17 protein-coding genes are annotated in these 20,668 nt (G+C 63.0%); 14 read left to right on the top strand and 3 right to left on the bottom strand.

Annotation, left to right across the window (positions count from 1 at the left end):
• Nucleotides 1–64 precede the first annotated feature (64 nt).
• On the top strand, nt 65–2,413 hold the full coding sequence (locus tag AC0L3E_RS14315) for a dipeptide ABC transporter ATP-binding protein (protein ID WP_473605004.1): 2,349 nt from the start codon (nt 65–67) through the stop codon (nt 2,411–2,413).
• Nucleotides 2,414–2,484: 71 nt separating this feature from the next.
• Nucleotides 2,485–2,703, top strand: coding sequence for a CopG family transcriptional regulator (locus tag AC0L3E_RS14310; protein ID WP_127270554.1), 219 nt, complete (start codon nt 2,485–2,487; stop codon nt 2,701–2,703).
• A 392-nt stretch (nt 2,704–3,095) separates the two neighbouring features.
• On the opposite strand, the gene AC0L3E_RS14305 is transcribed toward AC0L3E_RS14310, so the two are convergent.
• On the bottom strand, nt 3,096–3,686 hold the full coding sequence (locus tag AC0L3E_RS14305; protein WP_023813211.1) for a transglycosylase SLT domain-containing protein: 591 nt from the start codon (nt 3,684–3,686) through the stop codon (nt 3,096–3,098).
• Nucleotides 3,687–3,902: 216 nt separating this feature from the next.
• On the opposite strand from AC0L3E_RS14305, the gene AC0L3E_RS14300 reads away from it, so the two are divergent.
• Nucleotides 3,903–5,441, top strand: coding sequence for a trimethylamine methyltransferase family protein (locus AC0L3E_RS14300; protein WP_164898724.1), 1,539 nt, complete (start codon nt 3,903–3,905; stop codon nt 5,439–5,441).
• A gap of 57 nt (nt 5,442–5,498) precedes the next feature.
• Nucleotides 5,499–7,925, top strand: coding sequence for a GcvT family protein (locus AC0L3E_RS14295; RefSeq protein ID WP_473605003.1), 2,427 nt, complete (start codon nt 5,499–5,501; stop codon nt 7,923–7,925).
• Nucleotides 7,926–8,035: 110 nt separating this feature from the next.
• On the opposite strand, the gene AC0L3E_RS14290 is transcribed toward AC0L3E_RS14295, so the two are convergent.
• A complete protein-coding gene (locus tag AC0L3E_RS14290; protein ID WP_127270196.1) occupies nt 8,036–8,428 on the bottom strand; it encodes a DoxX family protein in 393 nt (130 codons plus the stop codon).
• Between the two features lie 198 nt (nt 8,429–8,626).
• Here AC0L3E_RS14290 and AC0L3E_RS14285 point away from each other — a divergent pair, with 198 nt between their 5' ends.
• On the top strand, nt 8,627–9,115 hold the full coding sequence (locus AC0L3E_RS14285) for a hypothetical protein (RefSeq protein ID WP_206631254.1): 489 nt from the start codon (nt 8,627–8,629) through the stop codon (nt 9,113–9,115).
• Between the two features lie 81 nt (nt 9,116–9,196).
• Here AC0L3E_RS14285 and AC0L3E_RS14280 read toward each other — a convergent pair whose 3' ends face one another.
• Nucleotides 9,197–9,973 carry a VOC family protein gene (locus tag AC0L3E_RS14280; RefSeq protein WP_473605002.1) on the bottom strand — a complete coding sequence of 259 codons (777 nt, stop codon included), beginning with the start codon at nt 9,971–9,973 and terminating at the stop codon, nt 9,197–9,199.
• A 164-nt stretch (nt 9,974–10,137) separates the two neighbouring features.
• Here AC0L3E_RS14280 and AC0L3E_RS14275 point away from each other — a divergent pair, with 164 nt between their 5' ends.
• The 9 genes from AC0L3E_RS14275 to AC0L3E_RS14235 all read left to right on the top strand — a co-directional run bounded on the left by AC0L3E_RS14275 (nt 10,138) and on the right by AC0L3E_RS14235 (nt 20,632).
• On the top strand, nt 10,138–10,854 hold the full coding sequence (locus tag AC0L3E_RS14275; protein ID WP_292336986.1) for a gamma-glutamylcyclotransferase: 717 nt from the start codon (nt 10,138–10,140) through the stop codon (nt 10,852–10,854).
• Nucleotides 10,855–10,996: 142 nt separating this feature from the next.
• Entirely contained in the window at nt 10,997–12,361 is a 1,365-nt protein-coding gene (locus AC0L3E_RS14270; protein WP_127272618.1) for an NAD(P)-dependent oxidoreductase, read from the top strand.
• 2 nt (nt 12,362–12,363) lie between these two features.
• A complete protein-coding gene (gene preA / locus AC0L3E_RS14265; RefSeq protein WP_473605001.1) occupies nt 12,364–13,677 on the top strand; it encodes an NAD-dependent dihydropyrimidine dehydrogenase subunit PreA in 1,314 nt (437 codons plus the stop codon).
• Between the two features lie 198 nt (nt 13,678–13,875).
• Nucleotides 13,876–14,379 carry an RrF2 family transcriptional regulator gene (locus AC0L3E_RS14260; protein ID WP_024501511.1) on the top strand — a complete coding sequence of 168 codons (504 nt, stop codon included), beginning with the start codon at nt 13,876–13,878 and terminating at the stop codon, nt 14,377–14,379.
• A 42-nt stretch (nt 14,380–14,421) separates the two neighbouring features.
• Entirely contained in the window at nt 14,422–14,880 is a 459-nt protein-coding gene (locus tag AC0L3E_RS14255) for a carboxymuconolactone decarboxylase family protein (protein ID WP_473605000.1), read from the top strand.
• Nucleotides 14,881–14,942: 62 nt separating this feature from the next.
• Nucleotides 14,943–15,320 carry a DoxX family protein gene (locus AC0L3E_RS14250; RefSeq protein WP_473604999.1) on the top strand — a complete coding sequence of 126 codons (378 nt, stop codon included), beginning with the start codon at nt 14,943–14,945 and terminating at the stop codon, nt 15,318–15,320.
• Between the two features lie 114 nt (nt 15,321–15,434).
• Nucleotides 15,435–16,496: a glycosyltransferase family 4 protein gene (locus AC0L3E_RS14245; protein ID WP_473604998.1), complete on the top strand. Its 1,062-nt coding sequence runs from the start codon at nt 15,435–15,437 to the stop codon at nt 16,494–16,496.
• A gap of 50 nt (nt 16,497–16,546) precedes the next feature.
• Nucleotides 16,547–18,709, top strand: coding sequence for an amylo-alpha-1,6-glucosidase (locus AC0L3E_RS14240; RefSeq protein ID WP_127331184.1), 2,163 nt, complete (start codon nt 16,547–16,549; stop codon nt 18,707–18,709).
• Between the two features lie 141 nt (nt 18,710–18,850).
• On the top strand, nt 18,851–20,632 hold the full coding sequence (locus AC0L3E_RS14235) for an alpha,alpha-trehalose-phosphate synthase (UDP-forming) (protein ID WP_128309097.1): 1,782 nt from the start codon (nt 18,851–18,853) through the stop codon (nt 20,630–20,632).
• Nucleotides 20,633–20,668 lie beyond the last annotated feature (36 nt).

Below are 20,668 nucleotides of genomic sequence, written 5' to 3'. Positions count from 1 at the left end.
CTCGGGTTTCGACCCGATGCGCCTGAGAGAAACAGGCCTAGAAGAACCAGGATTGGAGCGACCCATGAACGAGGCAGTTCGAAATCCCGCCACGCCAACCAATGGGCCGGCCAACGCGCCGATCATCGAGATCGAGAACCTGTCGATCTCCTTCTTCACCCGCAAGGGCGAGATCCCGGCGGTCATGGATTTCTCCTGCACCGTCATGCCGGGCGAGGCGATGGGCATCGTCGGCGAATCCGGCTGCGGCAAGTCGACCGTGTCGCTCGGCATCATGCGCGACCTCTCCAACATCGGGAAGATCGTCGGCGGCAAGATCAAGTTCCAGGGCAAGGACATGGGCGAGCTCTCCGACGAGGAGTTGCGCTCAATTCGCGGCAACAAGATCGCGATGATCTACCAGGAGCCGATGGCCAGCCTGAACCCGGCAATGAAAGTCGGGCAGCAGTTGATGGAAGTGCCGCTGATCCACGACAAGGTGTCGAAGGAAGAGGCCTATAAGCGCGCGATCGAAATGGTGCGCTCGGTCAAGCTGCCCGATCCCGAGCGCATGATGCGCTCCTATCCGCACCAGCTTTCGGGCGGCCAGCAGCAGCGTATCGTCATCGCCATGGCGCTGCTGTCGAAGCCGGCGCTGCTTTTGCTCGACGAACCGACGACGGCGCTCGACGTGACGGTGGAGGCCGGCATCGTCGACCTAGTCAAGGGGTTGGGCGAGAAGTTCGGCACGTCGATGATTTTCGTGTCGCACAATCTCGGCCTGATCCTCGAGACCTGCGACCGCATCACTGTGATGTATTCGGGCGAGGCGGTGGAGACCGGCAAGATCAAGGACGTGTTCGACCGGATGCGCCATCCCTATACGCAAGGGCTGTTCCGCTCGATCCCGCTGCCGGGCGCCGACAAGAACTCACGGCCGCTGATCTCGATTCCCGGCCAACTGCCGCTGCCGCACGAGCGGCCCAAGGGCTGCAATTTCGGCCCGCGCTGCCACCATTTCGTCGAGGGCGTCTGCAACGCCGCCGAAATCCCGATGATCGAGGTCGCTGGTCATGAAGGCCATTTCTCGCGCTGCGTGCGCTTCAATGAGATCGATTGGGAGGCGCTGCCGCCCGGCGCCAAGAAGGTCAATGAGCGCGTCGTGCCCGGTGCGCCGGTGCTCAAGATCGAGGACCTCAGAAAATACTACAGGGTCGGCGGCAACGAGGTGTTCGGCTCAAGCGAGGGCCGCGTCGTCAAGGCCAACGAGACGATCTCGTTCATGGCGCGCGAATCCGAGACGGTTGCCATCGTCGGCGAATCCGGCTGCGGAAAGTCGACGCTGGCCAAGGTGCTGCTCGGGCTGGAGACGGCAAGTGCCGGCACGGTGACGCTGGGCAACACGGAAATCCAGTCGACCGGCATCGAGAAACGGAGCGTCGACACGGTGTCGTCGATCCAGATGGTGTTCCAGAATCCGTTCGACACGCTCAATCCCAGCCATTCGGTCGGTTCGCAGATCATCCGCACGCTGGAGAAGTTCAACGTCGGCAAGACGGTTGCCGATCGCCGCAAGCGCATGCTGGAACTGCTCGACCTGGTGAAGCTGCCGCGGGCATTCGAAACCCGCAAGCCGCGCCAGCTATCGGGCGGCCAAAAGCAGCGCATCGGCGTGGCGCGCGCCTTTGCCGGTGACGCCAAGGTGGTGGTGGCCGACGAACCGGTGTCGGCGCTCGACGTTTCGGTGCAGGCGGCGGTGACCGAACTGCTGATGGACATCCAGCGCAAGAACAAGACGACAATGCTGTTCATCAGCCATGATCTGTCGGTCGTGCGCTACATCGCCGACCGCGTCGTGGTCATGTATCTCGGCTATATTGTCGAGCAAGGCACGACCGACCAGATCTTCGCGCCGCCCTACCATCCCTATACCGAGGCACTGCTGTCGGCGATCCCGATCGCTGACACCAGCGTGGTCAAGCGGCACATCGTGCTGGAGGGCGACATTCCCTCGGCGATGAACCCGCCGTCCGGCTGCCCGTTCCAGACCCGCTGCGGCTACAAGAAGCTGGTGCCTGACAATCTGTGCGAGACCAAGGTGCCGCCGGTCAAGCATCTCGGCGACGGCCATATGAGCCTGTGCTGGCTCTCCGACGACGTGCTGGCCAAGATGGAGCCGGTGATCAAGTTCGACAAGGAACACGCCGCGCACGAAGGCGTGCCGGATGACGCGCCGCACGGCGATGGCCCCGGTTTTGCCGGCACGCCGCCCAAACGTCCGCGCGGCAAGACGGGCAGCGCGGCAGCCGATGCGGTGGGGCAGGCTGCCGAGGAGGCCGAAGCCGTTTCGAAAGCCCGCCGTCACGAGGTCCGCGACGAGGTTTCGGAAACCGGCCGTTCTCCAAAGCCGGGCAAGCCCAGGAAACCGAACTGACCGGCATCACGCAATTTCATATGCTGCGCCATGTGATGCGTGATGTTTGATGCTTGGAGGGAGGGCGAATTGTGAGAACGACACTTGCAATCGATGACGATGTCCTTCTTGCCGCCAAAGCTATGGCGCGGCAGCAGGATCGCAGTGTGGGCGAAGTCATTTCCGATCTGGTTCGCCGTTCGCTGCGTCCGCCGCAGGCGGGCGGTGAGCGTAACGGCATTCCCTTGCTTTCGTCGCGGCCCGGCGGGCCGATGGTCGATCTCGAAACGGTCAATGCGCTTCGCGACTAGCCGCGCTGGAACAGAGGATCTGGCAGGGTTGGGGATCTGTCGGCAGCAAGATGTCTTCCCTCGGTGGACCATCGCTGGCATTCGGGATTGGCTGGAGCCTCCCCAAACTTCGTCATCCTAGGGCGTAGCAGGAGCGAAGCTCCGTCGCGGAGACCCTGGGATCCATGCCGCGACCTCAGCCGAGGGCGCAGCGGAGCACAATTTCTGCCCGCGGCGGCGATTTGAAGTCGCGGCATGGATCCCTTGGGCTGCGGAGCAGCTCCTCGGGTCTGCGCTGCGTCGCTGCGCTCCTTGCTCCGCCCGTGGATGACGAAGCGATGAGCGTTTGCCGCTAGTCGGCAAGGCATGCCGTCCATCAGCGGGTGGTTGAAATGCTCATGCCCGGAATTAGTTCAGTTCCCGCACTCGCTCAGTTGCTGCGCATAGTCCCGCGCCATCTTGTCGGTGGCCCGGGCATAGCCCTGGACGCCTGCATCGCCCCGGTTGCCGCGGCCATAGGCGGTCCAGCCGAGATAATAGGCGAGATAGAGATTGTAGGTGTCGTTGCGGGCGACGCCATACGTGTCTGCCGTTTTGGAATGATACCAGCCGACAAAGTCGACGGCGTCGGCGAATTTCGTCCGCCGGGCCGCCCAGTTGCCGGTCTCGCGCTGATATTGCGACCAGGTGCCGTCCAGCGCCTGCGAAAAGCCGGTGGCCGACGAGACATGCTTCCAAGGAATGAAACCGAGCAGCTTGGTGCGCGGCGGCCTTGCATTGCTCTTGAAACCGGATTCCTTGCGGACCGTCGCCATCAGCACGGGAACGGGGATGCCGTATTTCTGCTGGGCGCGCTCGGCGGCCGACTGCCAGTTGTCGAACCAGCCGTCATTCTGGTCGAAGACGGCACAGACATTGTTGATGTGGCTGGGCGGCGTGGCGCAGGCCGAAAGCGCCAGCAGCACGCAAACCGCACCAATTTTACTAAAACTCGAACTACGCATTGGCGCAGCAATAGGCCGAAATCATAAAGGGAATCTTGCAGCGTCCGTTAACGCTTCGCCCAGGCAGTCGCGTGAGGGAATTTGTGTCAGTAATCCGACGTATTTCGTCGCTTTCTCTAAATAGATATTACAGAAATGCCGCCGTGGCTAAAATCACGCCCGCAAACGGCGTATTTCTGACAGCTTGCCCGGTTTGCCGGGGCTTTGATGCCGGGCATGAACGAACCAAGACGCAAACGCGGCGCCGAGCGCACCAGCAACAGGGGCCCGTCGGCCATCCCGCAACTGCCGCTCAGGCGGGTGACAAATCCCTATCCGCCAATGGCCATGCTGTCGCCCGACCAGATCGAGCAGATCCATCAGGCGTCGATGCACATATTGGAGAATTTCGGCATCGAGGTGATGAGCCCGCGGGCGCTGTCGCTGTTCGAGAAGGCTGGCGCCAGGGTCGATCATGCATCGGCGAATGTCCGCATCGATCGCGGCCTGATCGAAGACGTGCTGAAGACCACGCAGTCCAGCTATGTGTTGACGCCGCGCAATCCGGCCAACGCGGTTCATCTGGGCGGCAACACCATCAATTTCACGCTCGTTGCCGGGCCGCCGAATGTGCACGATATGGAGCGCGGCCGCCGTGCCGGCAATTTGCGCGACTATTCGGATCTGACCCGGTTGGCGCAGCATTTCAACTGCATCCACATGCTCGGCAACCAGGTCTGCGCACCGGTGGAGCTGCCGGCAAACTCCCGCCATCTCGACACCTACTTCACCAATCTGACGCTGACCGACAAGAGTTTCCATGTCTCGGCTATCGGCCGGGGCAGGGCGCTTGACGGCATCGAGATGATGGCGATTTCGCGCGGGCTGACGCTCGACCAGATGCGCGACGATCCCGGCATCACCACGATCATCTCGGTCAACTCGCCGCGCCGCTTCGACGAGATGATGGCCGAGGGCCTGATGACCATGGCCGAGTTCGGCCAGTCGGTGGCGGTGACGCCGTTCACGCTGATGGGGGCGATGAGCCCGGTGACGCTGGCCGGCGCGCTGGCGCAGCAGAATGCCGAGGCGCTGTTCGGCGTCGTACTGACCCAGCTTGTCCGTCCGGGCGCGCCGGTCATGTATGGCGCCTTCACCTCCAATGTCGACATGAAGTCGGGCGCGCCGGCCTTCGGCACGCCTGAGAACACCAAGGCCAACATCGCTTCGGGGCAACTGGCGCGGCGCTACGGGCTGCCCTACCGCACGACGCCGGGCTCGGCCTCCAACGCCGCCGATGCGCAGGGCGCCTATGAGACGCTGATGGCGCTGTGGGGCGCGGTGCTCGGCCACGGCAACCTCGTCTACCACGCCGCCGGCTGGCAGGAGGGCGGGCTGACGGCGTCATTCGAAAAACTCATCATCGATGTCGAGATGATCCAGCACATGATGGAGTTCTTGCGCCCGATCGAGGTCAACGAGGCCGAGCTTGCCGTCGAGGCTTTAGGCGCGGTGCCGACCGGCGGCCATTTCTTCGGTGAGCCGCACACGCTGGAGCGCTACGCCACCGCCTTCTACCAGCCGATGCTGTCCAACTGGCAGAATTACGAGGCCTGGCAGGAAGCCGGCGGGCTCGACGCGACGGCGCGCGCGACGCGGCTGTGGAAGAAGGCGCTGGAAGACTATGTCGAGCCGGTGATGGATATCGCCGTGCGCGAGGCGCTGGAGGCTTACATGGCCAGGCGCAAGGAAGCGATCGGGCAGGGCGAGCCGTGATGCCTCCCAGCTTGAATCCACTCACCCATCCAACTCACTGATAACAGAGCAAAACTCATGAAATCGCATGCAAAGGTCGTGGTCATTGGCGGTGGCGTCGTCGGGTGCTCCGTGCTGTTCCATCTCGCCCGCCACGGCTGGACCGATGTTGTCCTGCTGGAGCGCGACGAATTGACGTCCGGCTCGACCTGGCACGCGGCCGGGGGCATGCACACCATCAATGGCGACCCCAACGTCGCCAAGCTGCAGAAATACACGATCAACCTCTACAAGGAGATCGAGGAGCTTTCCGGCCAGGCGACCGGCGTGCATCTGACCGGTGGCGTGCTTTTGGCGGCAACCGAGGCGCGGCTGGACTGGCTGCGCGGCGTCGTCGCCAAGGGCCGTTATCTCGGCATCGAGCTCGAGGAGATCTCGCCCAACGAAGCGGCCGAGCTGATGCCGCTGCTCGATCCCAAGCAGTTCGTCGGCGCCGTCAGGAACAAGGAGGACGGCCATCTCGATCCCTCAGGCGTTACCCATGCCTATGCCAAGGCCGCGCGGAAACTTGGGGCGGAAGTGGAGCGCTTCACCAAGGTCGAGGACATCGTGCGCCGGCCCGACGGGCTATGGCGCGTCATCACCAACAAGGGCGAGGTGGTGGCCGAGCATGTCGTCAATGCCGGCGGCCTGTGGGCGCGCGAGGTCGGCCGCATGGTTGGTCTCGAACTGCCGGTGCTGGCCATGGAGCACATGTACCTGATCACCGAGGACATGCCTGAGGTCGCCGCCTGGAATGCCAAGACCGGCACCGAGATCATCCACGCGGTCGATTTCGACGGCGAGCTTTACCTGCGCCAGGAGCGCGGCGGCATGCTGATGGGCACCTATGAGAAGGCCAACAAGCCGTGGTCCGAATACCAGACGCCATGGAATTTCGGCCATGAATTGCTGGAGCCGGACATCGACCGCATCGCGCCGTCTCTGGAAGTCGGCTTCCGCCATTTCCCCGCCTTCCAGAACACCGGCATCAAGCAGATCATCAACGGCCCCTTCACTTTCGCCCCTGACGGCAACCCGCTGGTCGGGCCGGTGCGCGGCCTGCCGGGCTTCTGGGTCGCCTGCGGTGTCATGGCCGGTTTTTCGCAAGGCGGCGGCGTCGGCCTTGCTTTGTCGAACTGGATGATCGAGGGCGATCCCGGCGCCGATATCTGGGCGATGGATGTCGCGCGCTATGGCGACTGGGCGACGATGGCCTACACCAACGCCAAGGTGCGCGAGAATTATTCCAGGCGCTTTTCGATCCGCTTCCCCAATGAGGAGCTGCCCGCCGGGCGGCCGCTGAAGACGACGCCGATCTATGATCTGCTGTCTGCTGGGGGTGCGCAATGGGGCGTTGCCTATGGGCTGGAAGTGCCGCTGTGGTACGCGCCGGAAGGCGTCAAGGACGAGTTCTCGTGGCGCCGCTCGAGCGACTTCACGCAGGTCGCCAAGGAGGTCGCGACGGTACGTGACAGTGTCGGCCTGTCCGAGATTTCGAGCTTCGCCAAATACAAGGTGACGGGTGAGGGAGCGGCCGCCTGGCTCGACCGGATGCTTACCTGCAAACTGCCGAAACCCGGCCGCATGACGCTGGCGCCGATGCTGAAGCAGGACGGCAGGCTCATCGGCGACTTCACGCTGGCCAATCTGGGGGAGGATGGCTGGTTCCTCGCCGGCTCCGGCATCGCCGAGCAATACCACATGCGCTGGTTCGAGAAGCACCTGCCTGACGATGGATCGGTCCGCATCGAAGCGCTGGGCGCGAGGCTCACCGGTCTGTCGATCGCCGGCCCGAAGGCGCGGGATGTGCTGGCAAAGGCCACGCGCTCGGATGTCTCCAACGCGGCATTTTCCTTCATGGCCATTGGCCGGATGGATATCGGCATGGCGCCGTGCCTGGTCGGCCGTGTGAGCTATACCGGCGATCTCGGCTACGAAATCTGGGTGGCGCCGGAATACCAGCGCGCCGCCTATCAAGCGCTGATGGCGACGGGCGAGGAATTCGGCATCGGCCTCTTCGGCTCGCGCGCGCTCAATGCGCTGCGGCTGGACAAGAATTACGGCTCATGGGGGCGCGAGTACCGGCCGATCTACGGGCCGCTGGAAGCGGGGCTCGACCGCTTTGTTGCTTACGGCAAGGACGCCGATTTCATCGGCAAGGCCGCGGCGCTGGCCGAGCGCAGGCAGGGCGGCAAATTGCGCCTGCGCGCCTTTATCGTCGATGCCGACGATGCCGATGTCATTGGCGACGAGCCGATCTGGTTCGATGGCGCCGTGCGCGGTTGGGTGACGTCGGGCGGCTATGCACATCATTCGAAGAAGTCCGTCGCCGTCGGCTATGTGCCGAAGGAGATCGCAGATGAGAGCGACGGCTTCGAAATCGAGCTGCTGGGCAAGCGTCATGCGGCGCGCATTCAGGCGGTGCCGCTTTTCGACGCCAATTTCGAACGGATGCGTGCCTGAAGCGCTTCGGCTTCGCCGATGCGCTTCAGATTCCTGTTTGTGCATGTCGTGTCCCAAAACCGCTGGGCACTTTGGGCGACATGCACTAGTCACGCCCCTTCTTCTGGGCGTCAGGCGCTGCGGCGGTTGTCCAGCGCGAAGGCGCCGGCGCCGGCAAACACCAGATAGAGGAAGATGAAGCAGAAAGAGATCGCCGAATCGCCGCCATTGTTGACCGGGAAGAAGTCGCGCGGCATGTGCGCCATGAAATAGGCGATCGCCATTTCGCCGGCCAGAAGGAAAGCTACGGGCCGCGTGAACAGGCCGAGCGCCAGCAGGATGCCGCCGGCGAATTCGAGGATGCCGGCGGTCATGGTCAGCCCGGAAAGGGCGTGGGGATCGGCGCTGACGGGGAAGTTGAACAGTTTCTGGCTGCCATGCTCGATGAACTGCAGCGCGGTCATGATGCGCAACACGCCGAGCGCCTGCGGCTGGTATCTGGAGAGGCTTTCGAAAAGCTTCATAATGACTCCATTTTCAATCCGCCCGGCCATAGATTATCGCCCAGGAATGACCATTCACTTCGCATGGCCTGCCGTCAACAATCGGTGATTGGAATGTTCCCAATTCCCATTTAAATTTTTCTCGCCAAGGTTGCATTAGTATCTCTATGGTTGTATTGATGCGTGTACAACAATCCTGAATGTGTGGGGGCCTTTGCCATGAAAAAAGTCGTCATCAGCCTTTTCGCGATACTCGCAGGCACCAGCTTCGCCATGGCCGAGGACGCCGGCTGTGAGGCGTTCAAGTGGCCGGTGACGCGGGAGCAGACCCTGTTTGCCGCAGCACCGGCAACGCCGTCAGGAGCGGCGCTGGCGGTTGGTGCGGCTGCGGACCTGGCGCTGGTGCCGGTAGAGAAAGCGGGTTTTGCAGTGGCGCCCGAACGTGCGCCGGCATCGGACACGTTTGGGGCCGTCACCAGCGTGGAAGTGCCATCCGAGGGAGCCATCCAGATAAGTCTCTCGGGCGAGGCCTGGATAGATGTCATTCAGGATGGCCAGGCCATCAAGTCGGCGGGCTATAGTGGCGTGAAAACATGCCCTGGCATCCGCAAGAGCGTGCGCTTCAAGCTTGCGCCTGGCCCGGCCACCGTTCAGTTCAGCGGTGCGAAAAAAGCAGAGCTGAAGGTCGCGGTGCTGGCGCCGGAATGAGACGGCGCCAGGCAGGGGTAGAGGCCTTCATCGGTGGTTCGATGGAAGCCGGCGCTTTGTTTCAGCGATGTTCGATCGCGGTCAGCGGACCGGCGCCATCAAGGCGAAATGCGCGCCCTGCGGGTCCTGGCATTGGACGATCCAGCTGCCGCCCGGGACCTCCATCGGCCCCATCAGGATCTTGCCGCCATTGTCGGTCACCCGTTTGGCCGCCGCATCGATGGCCGCAACATTGAAATAGAACTGCCAGACCGGGACCGGAATCTGCTCGGGCTTGTTCATGATGCCGCCGCCGGATTCGGGGCCGGCTGTAAAGGTCTGGTAAGTGCCCATCGGGCCCATGTCGAAATCGCCGGCGTCGACCCAGCCGAACTGCTCGGAATAGAAATCGAACGCGGCTTTCCAGTCGCTCGTATAAAGCTCGTGCCAGCCGATGTGGCCCGGCGTGCCGGCCGGCACGACAGGCTGGTCGGGACCGTTCGGCTGCAGGAACATGAAGGTCGCGCCTTGCGGATCGGCGACGACGGCAAAGCGGCCGACGCCCGGAATGTCGTCGGGCTGGCGGTGAACGGTGCCGCCGGCTTTCTCCAGCGATGCCGTGGCAGCGTCGACATCCCTGGTGTGGATATAGCCGAGCCAGGCGGGCGGCATGCCCATCTTGGCGGCATCCTCGGGCAAGGTCATCAGGCCGCCGACGCCACGTTCGCCGACATTCATGACGACATAGCGCGGCATGCCGGGCGCCTTGTCGAAGGGCTGCGCCGTCCAGCCGATGACTTGGGTGTAGAATGCCTCGGCGGCATCGAGATCTGATGTCATCAATTCGTACCAGAAGAAGGGCATCGGGGCTTTTGGCATTTCGGTCTCCTCACCTTTCATACGTGATCGTCGTCCATCATAGGACGATCCTCACGACGGGAATCCGACACCGCCCGGAAAACAATGGGTGTGTGTGCCAAGCGTTCCCTGGTTGCGCACCCAGCGGTTTTCGATTTCTCTACGGCTATGAAGGGTTGTCGTTCATGCGCTTGATGTCGCTCACGCCCGAGCTTGTCGCTCTGTGCCATCGGGAGGAGGCCGATCCCGGCCCGGACCCGAGCTGGACAGACATGAACGACGAGGACTTTCGAACCCTTGCCTTGCGGCTGTCCAATGAAGCCGATGAGGGACCACTATGGGTGTTCGCCTATGGGTCGCTGATCTGGAAGCCGGAATTCGAGTCGGTGGAGCAACAGCTCGCCACGGCCTTTGGCTGGCACCGCTCTTTCTGCCTCGACATGGTGCGGTGGCGCGGCAGCGCCGAGCAGCCTGGGTTGATGATGGCGCTCGAACGGGGCGGGCGCTGCAACGGCGTGATCTATCGCTTGCCTGAGGGTGAGAAGCCGGCGCAGATCGAAAGGCTGCTGCGGCGCGAGATCAGCGACCACGAAAGCATCGAGACGGTCCGGTGGCTGCCGGTGCATACGCCGCAAGGCACGCTGCGCGCGCTCGGTTTTTGGGTCGGCGTGAAGGGCAGGGGAACGTCGCTGAACCAGCCGTTGGACAGAGTGGCGAGCGTGCTGGCCAGAGCCTGCGGGCATATCGGATCCGGCGCCGAATATCTCTACAACACGGTCAGTCACCTCGAGGCGTTCGGCATCCATGACCGCAATCTGTGGCGGTTGCAGCAGCTGGTCGCGGACGAGGTCAGGGCTATTCATGGCTGTAAGCTTGAACCCGGCCATTCGCTCGCACTGTAAAAGCAGCCTCGGCCTCCGATAACATGAGTAAAAAAATCATGTTATTATCCAGCCTTTTCAGGGACTTGCGCCGAAAATTGACCAATTGATAAAAAAATAAAACGTGCTAGCCTTCCCCAAAAGAAAACATGGGGAACTGACGATGCCAGAAGGCCAATTCAGGGAAGGCATTGCGGGCGGCAGGCTCTCGGCCGACCAGTATGCGGATAATTTTTCCGACCTGCATCCGCCGCTCGATCACCACGAGGCGCTGGTCGAATCCGATCGCTGCTATTTCTGCTACGACGCGCCGTGCATGAATGCATGCCCGACCTCGATCGACATTCCGCTGTTCATCCGCCAGATCTCGACCGGCAATCCGATCGGTTCGGCCAAGACCATCTTCGACCAGAACATATTGGGCGGCATGTGCGCCCGCGTCTGCCCGACCGAAACGCTGTGCGAGGAAGTCTGCGTGCGCGAAGTGGCGGAAGGCAAGCCGGTGCAGATCGGCCGCCTGCAGCGCTATGCCACCGATGTCGCCATGAGCGAGAACAAGCAGTTTTATCCGCGCGCCGAGCCGACCGGCAAGACTGTCGCCGTGGTCGGCGCCGGGCCGGCCGGCCTTGCCGCCGCGCACCGGCTCGCCCGCCACGGCCATGACGTGACCATTCTGGAGGCGCGCGCGAAGGCCGGTGGCCTCAACGAATACGGCATCGCCGCCTACAAGAGTGTCGACGATTTCGCCCAGGCCGAAGTCGATTATGTGACCGCGATCGGCGGCATCGACATCCAGAACGGCAAGGCCCTCGGCCGCGACTATCAGCTGTCGGATCTGATCCGCAATTACGATGCGGTGTTTCTCGGCATGGGCCTTGGCGGCGTCAATGCGCTGCGTGCCGATGGCGAGGACGCCGACGGCGTCATCAACGCGGTCGAGTTCATTGCCGAACTGCGCCAGGCCAGCGACCTTTCCGGCCTGCCGGTTGGCCGCCGCGTCGTCGTCATCGGTGGCGGCATGACGGCGATCGACGCGGCCGTGCAGTCGAAATTGCTCGGCGCCGAGGAGGTGACGATCTGCTACCGGCGCGGCCAGGAGCACATGAATGCGTCCGAGTTCGAGCAGGATCTGGCCGCCGCCAATGGCGTCACCATCCGCCACTGGCTGCAGCCGAAGCGGGTGATCGCCGAGGGCGGCAAAGTGTCGGGCATCGAACTCGAATACACCGCCATGAACGGCGACAGGCTTGCCGGCACCGGCGAGACCCTGACGCTCGTTGCCGACCAGGTGTTCAAGGCGATCGGACAGAGTTTTGTGCCGGCAGCCCTCAACGGCAGCGGTGCGTCGATCGATCTCGAAGCCGGCCGCATCAAGGTGGATGCGGAAGGGCGCACGTCGCTTGCCAGGGTCTGGGCCGGCGGCGACTGCATCTTCGGTGGCGACGACCTCACCGTCTCGGCGGTCGCGCAGGGGCGCGACGCTGCGGAGAGCATCAACCGGGCACTGACCTCGAACGGGAGGGCATGAGCATGGCAGATATCAGAAACAATTTCGTCGGCATCAAGTCGCCCAATCCGTTCTGGCTTGCCTCGGCGCCGCCGACCGACAAGGCCTACAACGTCATCCGCGCCTTCAAGGCCGGCTGGGGCGGCGTGGTGTGGAAGACGCTCGGCGAGGAAGGCCCGCCGGTGGTCAACGTCAACGGCCCGCGCTATGGCGCGATCTGGGGCGCCGACCGCCGCCTGCTCGGCCTCAACAACATCGAGCTGATCACCGACCGCGACCTGCAGGTCAATTTGGGCGAGATCAAGCAGGTCAAGAAGGACTGGCCCGACCGCGCCATCGTCGTCTCGCTGATGGTGCCTTGCGTCGAGGAGGCCTGGAAGGCGATCCTGCCGGTGGTCGAGGAGACCGAGGCCGACGGTATCGAGCTCAATTTCGGTTGCCCGCACGGCATGTCGGAACGCGGCATGGGTGCCGCTGTCGGCCAGGTGCCGGAATATATCGAAATGGTGGTGCGCTGGTGCAAGCAGAACACCCGCATGCCCGTCATCACCAAGCTGACGCCCAACATCACCGATGTGCGCAAGCCCGCACGGGCGGCACATGCCGGCGGCACCGACGCGGTGTCGCTGATCAACACCATCAATTCAATCACCGGTGTCGACCTCGACAGCTTCGCGCCGCAGCCGACAATCGACGGCAAGGGCTCGCATGGCGGCTATTGCGGCCCGGCGGTGAAGCCGATCGCCATGAACATGGTGGCCGAGATCGCGCGCGATCCCGAAACCCGCGGCCTGCCGATCTCCGGCATCGGCGGCATCACCACCTGGCGTGACGCGGCCGAATTCATGGCGCTCGGCGCCGGCAATGTGCAGGTGTGCACGGCGGCGATGACCTATGGCTTCAAGATCGTGCAGGAAATGATCGCGGGCCTCGAAAACTGGATGGACGAGAAGGGGCACGCCTCGCTCAACGACATCGTCGGCCGCGCCACGCCCAATGTGACCGATTGGCAGTATCTCAACCTGAACTACGTCGCCAAGGCGCGTATCGACCAGGATGCCTGCATCAAATGCGGCCGCTGCCACATCGCCTGCGAGGACACTTCGCACCAGGCGATCACCAGCATGGTCGACGGCGTCAGGCACTTCGAGGTGATCGAGGCCGAATGCGTCGGCTGTAATCTCTGCGTCAATGTCTGCCCGGTCGAGAACTGCATCACCATGGAGCCGCTGGCAGCCGGCGTGATGGACCAGCGCACTGGGAGGCCGGTATCGCCGGTCTATGCCAACTGGACGACGCACCCGAACAATCCGATGGCCAAGGTGGCTGGGGAATAGGGACACGTCACGAGAAGAGCGCCGAGGGCGCAGCAGCTTCTCTTCTCCCCGTATAGTGACGGGGAGAAAGACGCTGTCATCGCCGATTTCGCCAATCACCAACGTATTCCTTTTTCGAAAGCGGACGACTCTGCATTTTCCTATTGCAGATAAGAATTATCCACGATACTTTGTATCCATGATAAAGGAGCCGATCCAATGAAGCTGGGCGAGGGCGTTGAGGCAGCCATCCATTGCGCTGCCACGCTGGCGAGTGTGGAGGGGAACAGCACCATGCCTGGCGCTGCTCTCGCCGAGGCCTTTGGCCTGTCGCCTAGCTATCTGCTGAAGCATCTCAACATGCTGAGCGCCGCGCGCATCCTGGAATCGGTGCCCGGGCCTGCCGGTGGCTATCGGCTGGCGCGGCCGGCCGAGCGCATCACGCTGCTCGACATCGTGCTGGCCGTCGAGGGCCGCGAGCCGGCCTTCCGTTGCGGCGAGATCCGCCAGCGCGGTCCGGTGAAGCTCGATGCTTCAGCCTATGTCAAACCCTGCGGCATCAACGCGGCGATGCTGAAGGCCGAGCGCGCCTATCGCGCCGCGCTCGCCGAGACCAAGCTGTCCGATATCGTGGCCACCTATGCGGCAGAAGGCGATCCCAGGTCGCTTGCCGCGAGCTGCGCCTTCGTCGAGCGCCACCAGCGGCCGCAGAAATCCAGTTAACCCCGCAGACCCAAACCCAAGCAGATTTGAAAGGACAAGAAGATGAAACAGAGGCTGCAATTTTTCGCCAAGGCGCCGGAGATCATGAAAGCGGTTTCGGCGCTCAACAAGGCGGTGGACGAATGCGGGCTCGAGGTGAGCCTGCTGCACCTGATCAAGCTCAGAGCGTCGCAGATCAATGGCTGCTCGTTCTGCGTGGAGATGCACAGCCGCGAGGCGAGGCGCGACGGCGAGACCGAGCAGCGGCTCTACCTGGTTTCAGCCTGGAAGGAATCGCCGCTGTTTTCCCTGCGCGAACGCGCCGCCTTGGCCTGGACCGAGGCCGTCACCCTGATCGCCAACAATGGCGTGCCGGACGAGCTCTATGCAAAGACGCTCGAGCATTTCTCGGAAGAGGAATTGGTCAAGCTGTCCGTTGCGCTCGGCATGATCAACACCTGGAACCGGCTGTGCATTCCGTTCCAGGCCATTCACCCGATGCCGGCGGCCAAGGCCGCCTGATTGTCCAGTTATGTTGGGAGCGCCGTCGAAAGGCGGCGCTCCACTTTCCAAGGGAGCGTTTGATGCCTGCCGATTTGCCTTCGACCTTGTTGTTTCTCGCTCGCCTGTTGCTCGGCGGCGCCTTCGTCTTCGCCGGCCTGCGCAACATCCAGAACGCGGCCTTCCTGGCCCAGCTGATGGCCGCGCGCGGCGTGCCGCAGGCGAGATTGGCGCTGTGGCTCGGCATCGTGCTTCAGATCGCCGCCGGCGCGCTGGTCATCGCAGGATTGTGGACGGCACTCGCGGCCGCGGTGCTGCTGGTGTTCCTGATCGTTGCCACGCCGATGTTCCACAATTTCTGGGACCATCAGGGTCCGGACCGTGCGTCCCGCATCAATGGCTTCGTCGGCAATGTCGCCCTGAGCGGTGGCTTTCTGACCCTGATCGCACAATCCGTTTGACGCACAGTTGCATGCCGACTGCGGCCTCTGGTGCCGACGGCTCGATCATAAAATCGGAACCAATCGAGCCGTTGACGCATTTCACACCTGCATGCCCAGCATCCAGGATGGAATATGAAAATCGCCCATGTCGCGCCGCTTTATGAATCGGTGCCGCCAAGGCTCTATGGCGGCACCGAGCGCATCGTCTCGTATCTGACCGAAGCGCTGGTCGATCTGGGCCATGAGGTGACGCTGTTCGCCAGTGGCGACAGCCAGACTTCCGCGACGCTGGTACCCAGCCGGGAGCGCGCGCTGCGCCTCGATCCGCGTCCGCTCAAATCCGAGATCGCGGCGCATATTTCGATGCTTGCGCAGGTGAGGGACCGGGCGTCGGAGTTCGATGTCATCCACTTTCACCTCAGCCATTTCCTGCACTTTTCCTTCTTCGAGGATCTCGCCGACCGCACGGTGACGACGCCGCATGGCAGGCTGGATTATGTGGACCTGGCGCCGGCCTATGAACGGTTCCCGCGTTTTCCCCTGATTTCCATTTCGCACAGCCAGAAGGCGGGCCTTGCCAAGGCCAATTGGCTGGCGACGATCCATCATGGATTGCCGACCACCCTCTACGAACCGACTTGCGAGACGACGGCGGAAGAACCCTACCTTGCCTTCCTCGGCCGGTTCTCACGCGACAAGCGCCCGGATCGTGCCATCGAGATCGCCTTGCGGTCGGGGCTCAAGCTGAAGCTTGCGGCAAAGATCGGCGACGACGACCGCGCCTATTTCCACGAGGTGGTCGAACCGTTGATCGACGGCGATCGCATCGTCTATGTCGGCGAGATCGAGGAGGACCAGAAGGCGGAATTTCTCGGCAAGGCGGCCGGCCTGCTGTTCCCGATCGACTGGCCGGAGCCGTTCGGGCTCGCCGCCATTGAGGCCATGGCCTGCGGTACGCCGGTGATCGCCTGGAATTGCGGTGCGCTGCCCGAGATCATCGATCAAGGCGTGACCGGTTTCATCGCTGACACGCTGGATGGCGCGGTCGCCGCGGTGCCTGATTTGCTGCAACTCGACAGGCGCAAGGTGAGGGCCGTTTTTGAAAAGCGTTTTTCCGCTCGAAGAATGGCCGGCGACTATCTGGCCGCCTATGCACGCCTGATCGGCGTGCCGACCGAGGCGAAGGCGTCTTGAGCAACGACGTGCTCGAGCCACGACAACGAAACAACAGGGATCTTTGACGAATGGCCCAACTCGATGAGCGCCAGCTCGATCCTGCGGTTGCGCTTGCATCGCTCGACGCCACCGCACCTCGCGAGCCGCATCGGCTGTTTGCGCTCAAACAGGGCGATTGCTTCGCGGTTGCCGACGCCTATGGCGACATACGTGGAGCCGGCGACGGTTTCTTTCGCGACGACACACGGGTTCTTTCCGAGTTCCGGCTGACCGTCGGCGGCAGGCAGACATCGCTGCTCGGCGCCTCGCTCAGCCAGGACAATGTGCTGTTCACCACCAATTTGACCAATCTGCCGATACAGAGCGCCGGCGGACGCGACATCCCGCAGGGAGCCATTCACATCGAACGCGTCAGACTGCTCTGGCAGGACAGGCTGTTCGAACGCATCACCCTTTCCAATTACAGCCGGGAACATTCGACGATCAGCGTTTCCCTGCACTATTCCGCCGATTTCCGCGACATGTTCGAAGTGCGCGGCTCGACACGGCTGAAGCGTGGGCTGGCCCATGCCGCCGAAACAGACGCGACGTCGGTCCTGCTGCGCTATGACGGGCTCGATGGCCTGGCCCGCCTCTCTGCGATATCGTTCTCGCAGGCGCCGGACCAACTGACAGCCAACCGTGCCGATTTCCTGATCGCCGTGACCAAGCGCAGCCGGAAGGTGCTCTATGTCGAGGTCGGTCCCGAGGTGGCCGACAAGCCCGACCGCGACCGGTTCCGCGCCGCTGCCGCACGCGCCCGCTTTGGCATGCGGGCCAAACGTCGTCATGGCGCGACGGTGCGCAGCTCGGGCCGTGTCTTCAACGATTGGGTCGAGCGCGCCCGCGCCGATGTCGCGCTGCTGACCACCGAACTGGCGACCGGCCCCTATCCCTATGCCGGCATCCCCTGGTTCTCGACGGCGTTCGGTCGTGACGGCGTCATCTCGGCGCTGCAGATGCTGTGGCTCAATCCCGGGCTGGCGCGGGGCGTGTTGGCCTTTCTGGCCCAGCATCAGGCGACCGAGACATCGCCGTTCAGCGATTCGCAGCCGGGCAAGATCATGCACGAGACCCGCAAAGGCGAAATGGTGGCGCTGCGGGAGCTTCCCTTCGGCCGCTACTACGGTGGCGTCGATACGACACCGCTCTACATCTATCTTGCTTGCGCCTACGCCGATCGTACCGGTGACATGGCATTCATCGACGGCCTGTGGCCTTCGCTGTGCGCGGCGGCCGAATGGACGGAGGAGGCGGGCCGGGAGACCGGATTCGTGACTTACCAGCGAGCGGCCGAGTCCGGCCTCGCAAACCAGGGATGGAAGGACAGTTTCGATTCGGTCTTCCATGCCGATGGCCGCATTCCCAAGGGCCCGATAGCCCTGGTCGAAGTGCAGGGCTATGTCTTTGCCGCCTTCCGCGGGCTGGCCAAGCTTGCCCGCCGCCGTGGCGAGGACGACAAAGCCGATCACTGGGAGGACCGCGCCGAGGCGATGCGGGTGGCGGTGGAACGCGATTTCTGGCTTGACGATCTCGGCTTCTATGCCCTCGCGATCGACGGTGCCGGCGAGCCCTGCAAGGTGCGGACCTCGAATGCCGGGCATCTGCTCTTTGTCGGATTGCCTGAGCCGGCGCGGGCACAGATGGTCGCCGACCAGCTGCTTTCCGCCTCCTTCCATTCCGGCTGGGGGCTGAGGACGCTTGCCGACGATGCGGTGTTCTTTAACCCGATGTCGTACCACAATGGCTCGATCTGGCCGCACGACACCGCCATATGCGGTGCCGGCCTGGCGCATTATGGCGAGCGTGAAAGCGTGGTTCGCCTGATGAGCGGCACATTCGAATCCGCGGTCCATTTCAACATGCGGCTGCCCGAACTGTTCTGCGGGTTTACACGCGCGCCGGGCGAAGCACCCATCGCCTATCCCGTCGCTTGCCTGCCGCAAGCGTGGTCGGCGGGATCCGCCTTCATGCTGATGCAGGCCTGCCTTGGCCTGGAGATCGACGGCTGGGATGGCGAAATCCGCGTCACCCGCCCGAGACTGCCGATCGGCATCGACACGCTGACACTGCGGCACCTGGGCGTCGGCGACCGGGTCGTCGATCTCACCTTCCAGCGCGTCGGTGACCGGGTCGTCGCTTTCCTTGCCGACCGCCATGAAGGACTGGTGCCGCTCATCGTAAGGACATGATCCGAACAAAATTGCCGGAACCGATCCGAGCTTTGTGCGTTGCAAAAATACAGGTCCGAACGCTGACCACGTGGTCGGCAGACCATTTCAAACGGGAACACGAACAAACGGTCGCCGACGGCCGGGGTGAGTTGACATTCAATGACAAACTACGGTGCGGACCTGCTCTGGGTTCTGATCTTCGCGAGCCTCGGTTTTTCCGCTTTTGCCGTTTTCCTCTCCATATCGCGGCACCGTCGCCGTCATCCACCCGCGGTCGCACATACGGCAGGCGAAGATGTGGCCGCGGAAGCCGCGCGCAAGGTGATACGGGAGTTCGAAAAGAATGGCCAATCGGCCGATGCCGCGCTGGTGACCTGGTCGCCCGAAACATTGCGCAAGATCCTGGCCGACGATCTGCCCGATGCGCAGGTCATCGTGGTGTCCAATCGCGAACCGTACATCCACAATGTGAAGGGCGACGGCGTCGAGTTGCTCGTCCCGGCCAGCGGACTGGTGTCGGCGCTCGAGCCCATTACCCGCGCCTGTGCCGGCACCTGGATCGCCTATGGCGGCGGAACGGCGGACCGGCTCACCGTTGACAACCACGATCGTGTGCAGGTGCCGCCTGGCAACCCGTCCTACACGCTGCGCCGGGTCTGGCTGACGGAGGAAGAGCATCAGGGCTATTATCTCGGTTTCGCCAATGAGGGCCTTTGGCCGCTTTGCCATATCGCCTTCACCCGGCCGATTTTTCGCGCCTCCGACTGGGCTGCCTATGAAGCCGTCAACCGCAAGTTTGCCGATACGGTGGTTGCCGAGGCCCGCAACGAGCGGCCGATCGTGCTGGTCCAGGACTACCATTTCGCGCTGCTGCCGCGCATGATCCGCGAGCGCCTGCCGGAGGCGATCGTCATCACTTTCTGGCATATCCCGTGGCCGAATTCGGAAGTGTACAGCATCTGTCCCTGGCGTGAACGCATTCTCGAAGGGCTGCTCGGCAGTTCGATCATCGGCTTCCACACCCAGTTCCACGCCAACAATTTCACCGAAAGCGTCGATCGCTTCCTGGAAAGCCGCATCGAGCGGGCCGATGCGGCCATCTCCTACGGCGGACGGACCACATTGGTGCACGCCTATCCGATCTCGATAGAATGGCCGGCGGACCTGCTGGCGAAACTTCCCGATGTCGACGATTGCCGCGCTCGCATGCGCGAGAGGTTCGGTCTCAAAGCGGATGTGAAGCTTGCCGTCGGAGTCGAGCGCCTCGATTACACCAAAGGCATTCTTGATCGGTTTCACGCTTTGAACGAATTGTTCAAGCGACAGCCTGAATGGATCGGAAAACTGGTCTTCCTGCAGGTCGCAGCACCCAGCCGCGGCACGCTGCCGGCCTACAAATTGCTCCATGACGAGTGCCACCGTTATGCCGAAGAGCTCAACCGGCGTTATGGCAGCGAGGGCTACAGGCCAGTGATCATGGTGGCCGAGCATCACTCGCAAGAACAGGTCTACGAGATCTATCGGGCCGCCGACATATGCATGGTCACCAGCCTGCATGACGGCATGAACCTCGTCGCCAAGGAATTCGTCGCCGCGCGCGACGACGAGCAGGGTGTTTTGATGCTCAGCACATTCGCCGGCGCCTCGCGCGAATTGCTGGAGGCGCTGATCGTCAACCCTTACGATGCCGCCATGATGAGCGGAGCGCTGTTGCAGGCATTGACCATGGCGCCCGAAGAACAGCGCGAGCGCATGCGACCCATGCGCGAGACGATCCGCAACAACAACGTCTATCGCTGGGCCGGCAGCATGCTTCTGGATGCGGCACGTTTGCGCAAGCGCGGAGACCTCGATCGGGTAACCGGTGCCGCCGGCGACCCGCCGCCCAGCGTCGACAATGTCGTCTCCATCTTTGAGCGCAGACGGATGGCGATGTCATGAGCGATACGCTGCAGAAGATTATTGGCGAGACCCTGC

The sequence above is a fragment of the Mesorhizobium sp. WSM4822 genome (assembly GCF_055811155.1).
Note: the sequence above shows the minus strand (reverse complement) of the source record. Positions and strands in the feature narration are given on the sequence as shown.

What these genes read in the sequence shown, in the direction of transcription:
- AC0L3E_RS14315 (WP_473605004.1), top strand. Translation starts at nt 65, where the DNA reads ATGAACGAGGCAGTTCGAAATCCCGCCACGCCAACCAATGGGCCGGCC.
- AC0L3E_RS14305 (WP_023813211.1), bottom strand. Translation starts at nt 3,686, where the DNA reads ATGCGTAGTTCGAGTTTTAGTAAAATTGGTGCGGTTTGCGTGCTGCTG.
- AC0L3E_RS14300 (WP_164898724.1), top strand. Translation starts at nt 3,903, where the DNA reads ATGAACGAACCAAGACGCAAACGCGGCGCCGAGCGCACCAGCAACAGG.
- AC0L3E_RS14295 (WP_473605003.1), top strand. Translation starts at nt 5,499, where the DNA reads ATGAAATCGCATGCAAAGGTCGTGGTCATTGGCGGTGGCGTCGTCGGG.
- AC0L3E_RS14290 (WP_127270196.1), bottom strand. Translation starts at nt 8,428, where the DNA reads ATGAAGCTTTTCGAAAGCCTCTCCAGATACCAGCCGCAGGCGCTCGGC.
- AC0L3E_RS14285 (WP_206631254.1), top strand. Translation starts at nt 8,627, where the DNA reads ATGAAAAAAGTCGTCATCAGCCTTTTCGCGATACTCGCAGGCACCAGC.
- AC0L3E_RS14280 (WP_473605002.1), bottom strand. Translation starts at nt 9,973, where the DNA reads ATGCCAAAAGCCCCGATGCCCTTCTTCTGGTACGAATTGATGACATCA.
- AC0L3E_RS14275 (WP_292336986.1), top strand. Translation starts at nt 10,138, where the DNA reads ATGCGCTTGATGTCGCTCACGCCCGAGCTTGTCGCTCTGTGCCATCGG.
- AC0L3E_RS14270 (WP_127272618.1), top strand. Translation starts at nt 10,997, where the DNA reads ATGCCAGAAGGCCAATTCAGGGAAGGCATTGCGGGCGGCAGGCTCTCG.
- preA (WP_473605001.1), top strand. Translation starts at nt 12,364, where the DNA reads ATGGCAGATATCAGAAACAATTTCGTCGGCATCAAGTCGCCCAATCCG.
- AC0L3E_RS14260 (WP_024501511.1), top strand. Translation starts at nt 13,876, where the DNA reads ATGAAGCTGGGCGAGGGCGTTGAGGCAGCCATCCATTGCGCTGCCACG.
- AC0L3E_RS14255 (WP_473605000.1), top strand. Translation starts at nt 14,422, where the DNA reads ATGAAACAGAGGCTGCAATTTTTCGCCAAGGCGCCGGAGATCATGAAA.
- AC0L3E_RS14250 (WP_473604999.1), top strand. Translation starts at nt 14,943, where the DNA reads ATGCCTGCCGATTTGCCTTCGACCTTGTTGTTTCTCGCTCGCCTGTTG.
- AC0L3E_RS14245 (WP_473604998.1), top strand. Translation starts at nt 15,435, where the DNA reads ATGAAAATCGCCCATGTCGCGCCGCTTTATGAATCGGTGCCGCCAAGG.
- AC0L3E_RS14240 (WP_127331184.1), top strand. Translation starts at nt 16,547, where the DNA reads ATGGCCCAACTCGATGAGCGCCAGCTCGATCCTGCGGTTGCGCTTGCA.
- AC0L3E_RS14235 (WP_128309097.1), top strand. Translation starts at nt 18,851, where the DNA reads ATGACAAACTACGGTGCGGACCTGCTCTGGGTTCTGATCTTCGCGAGC.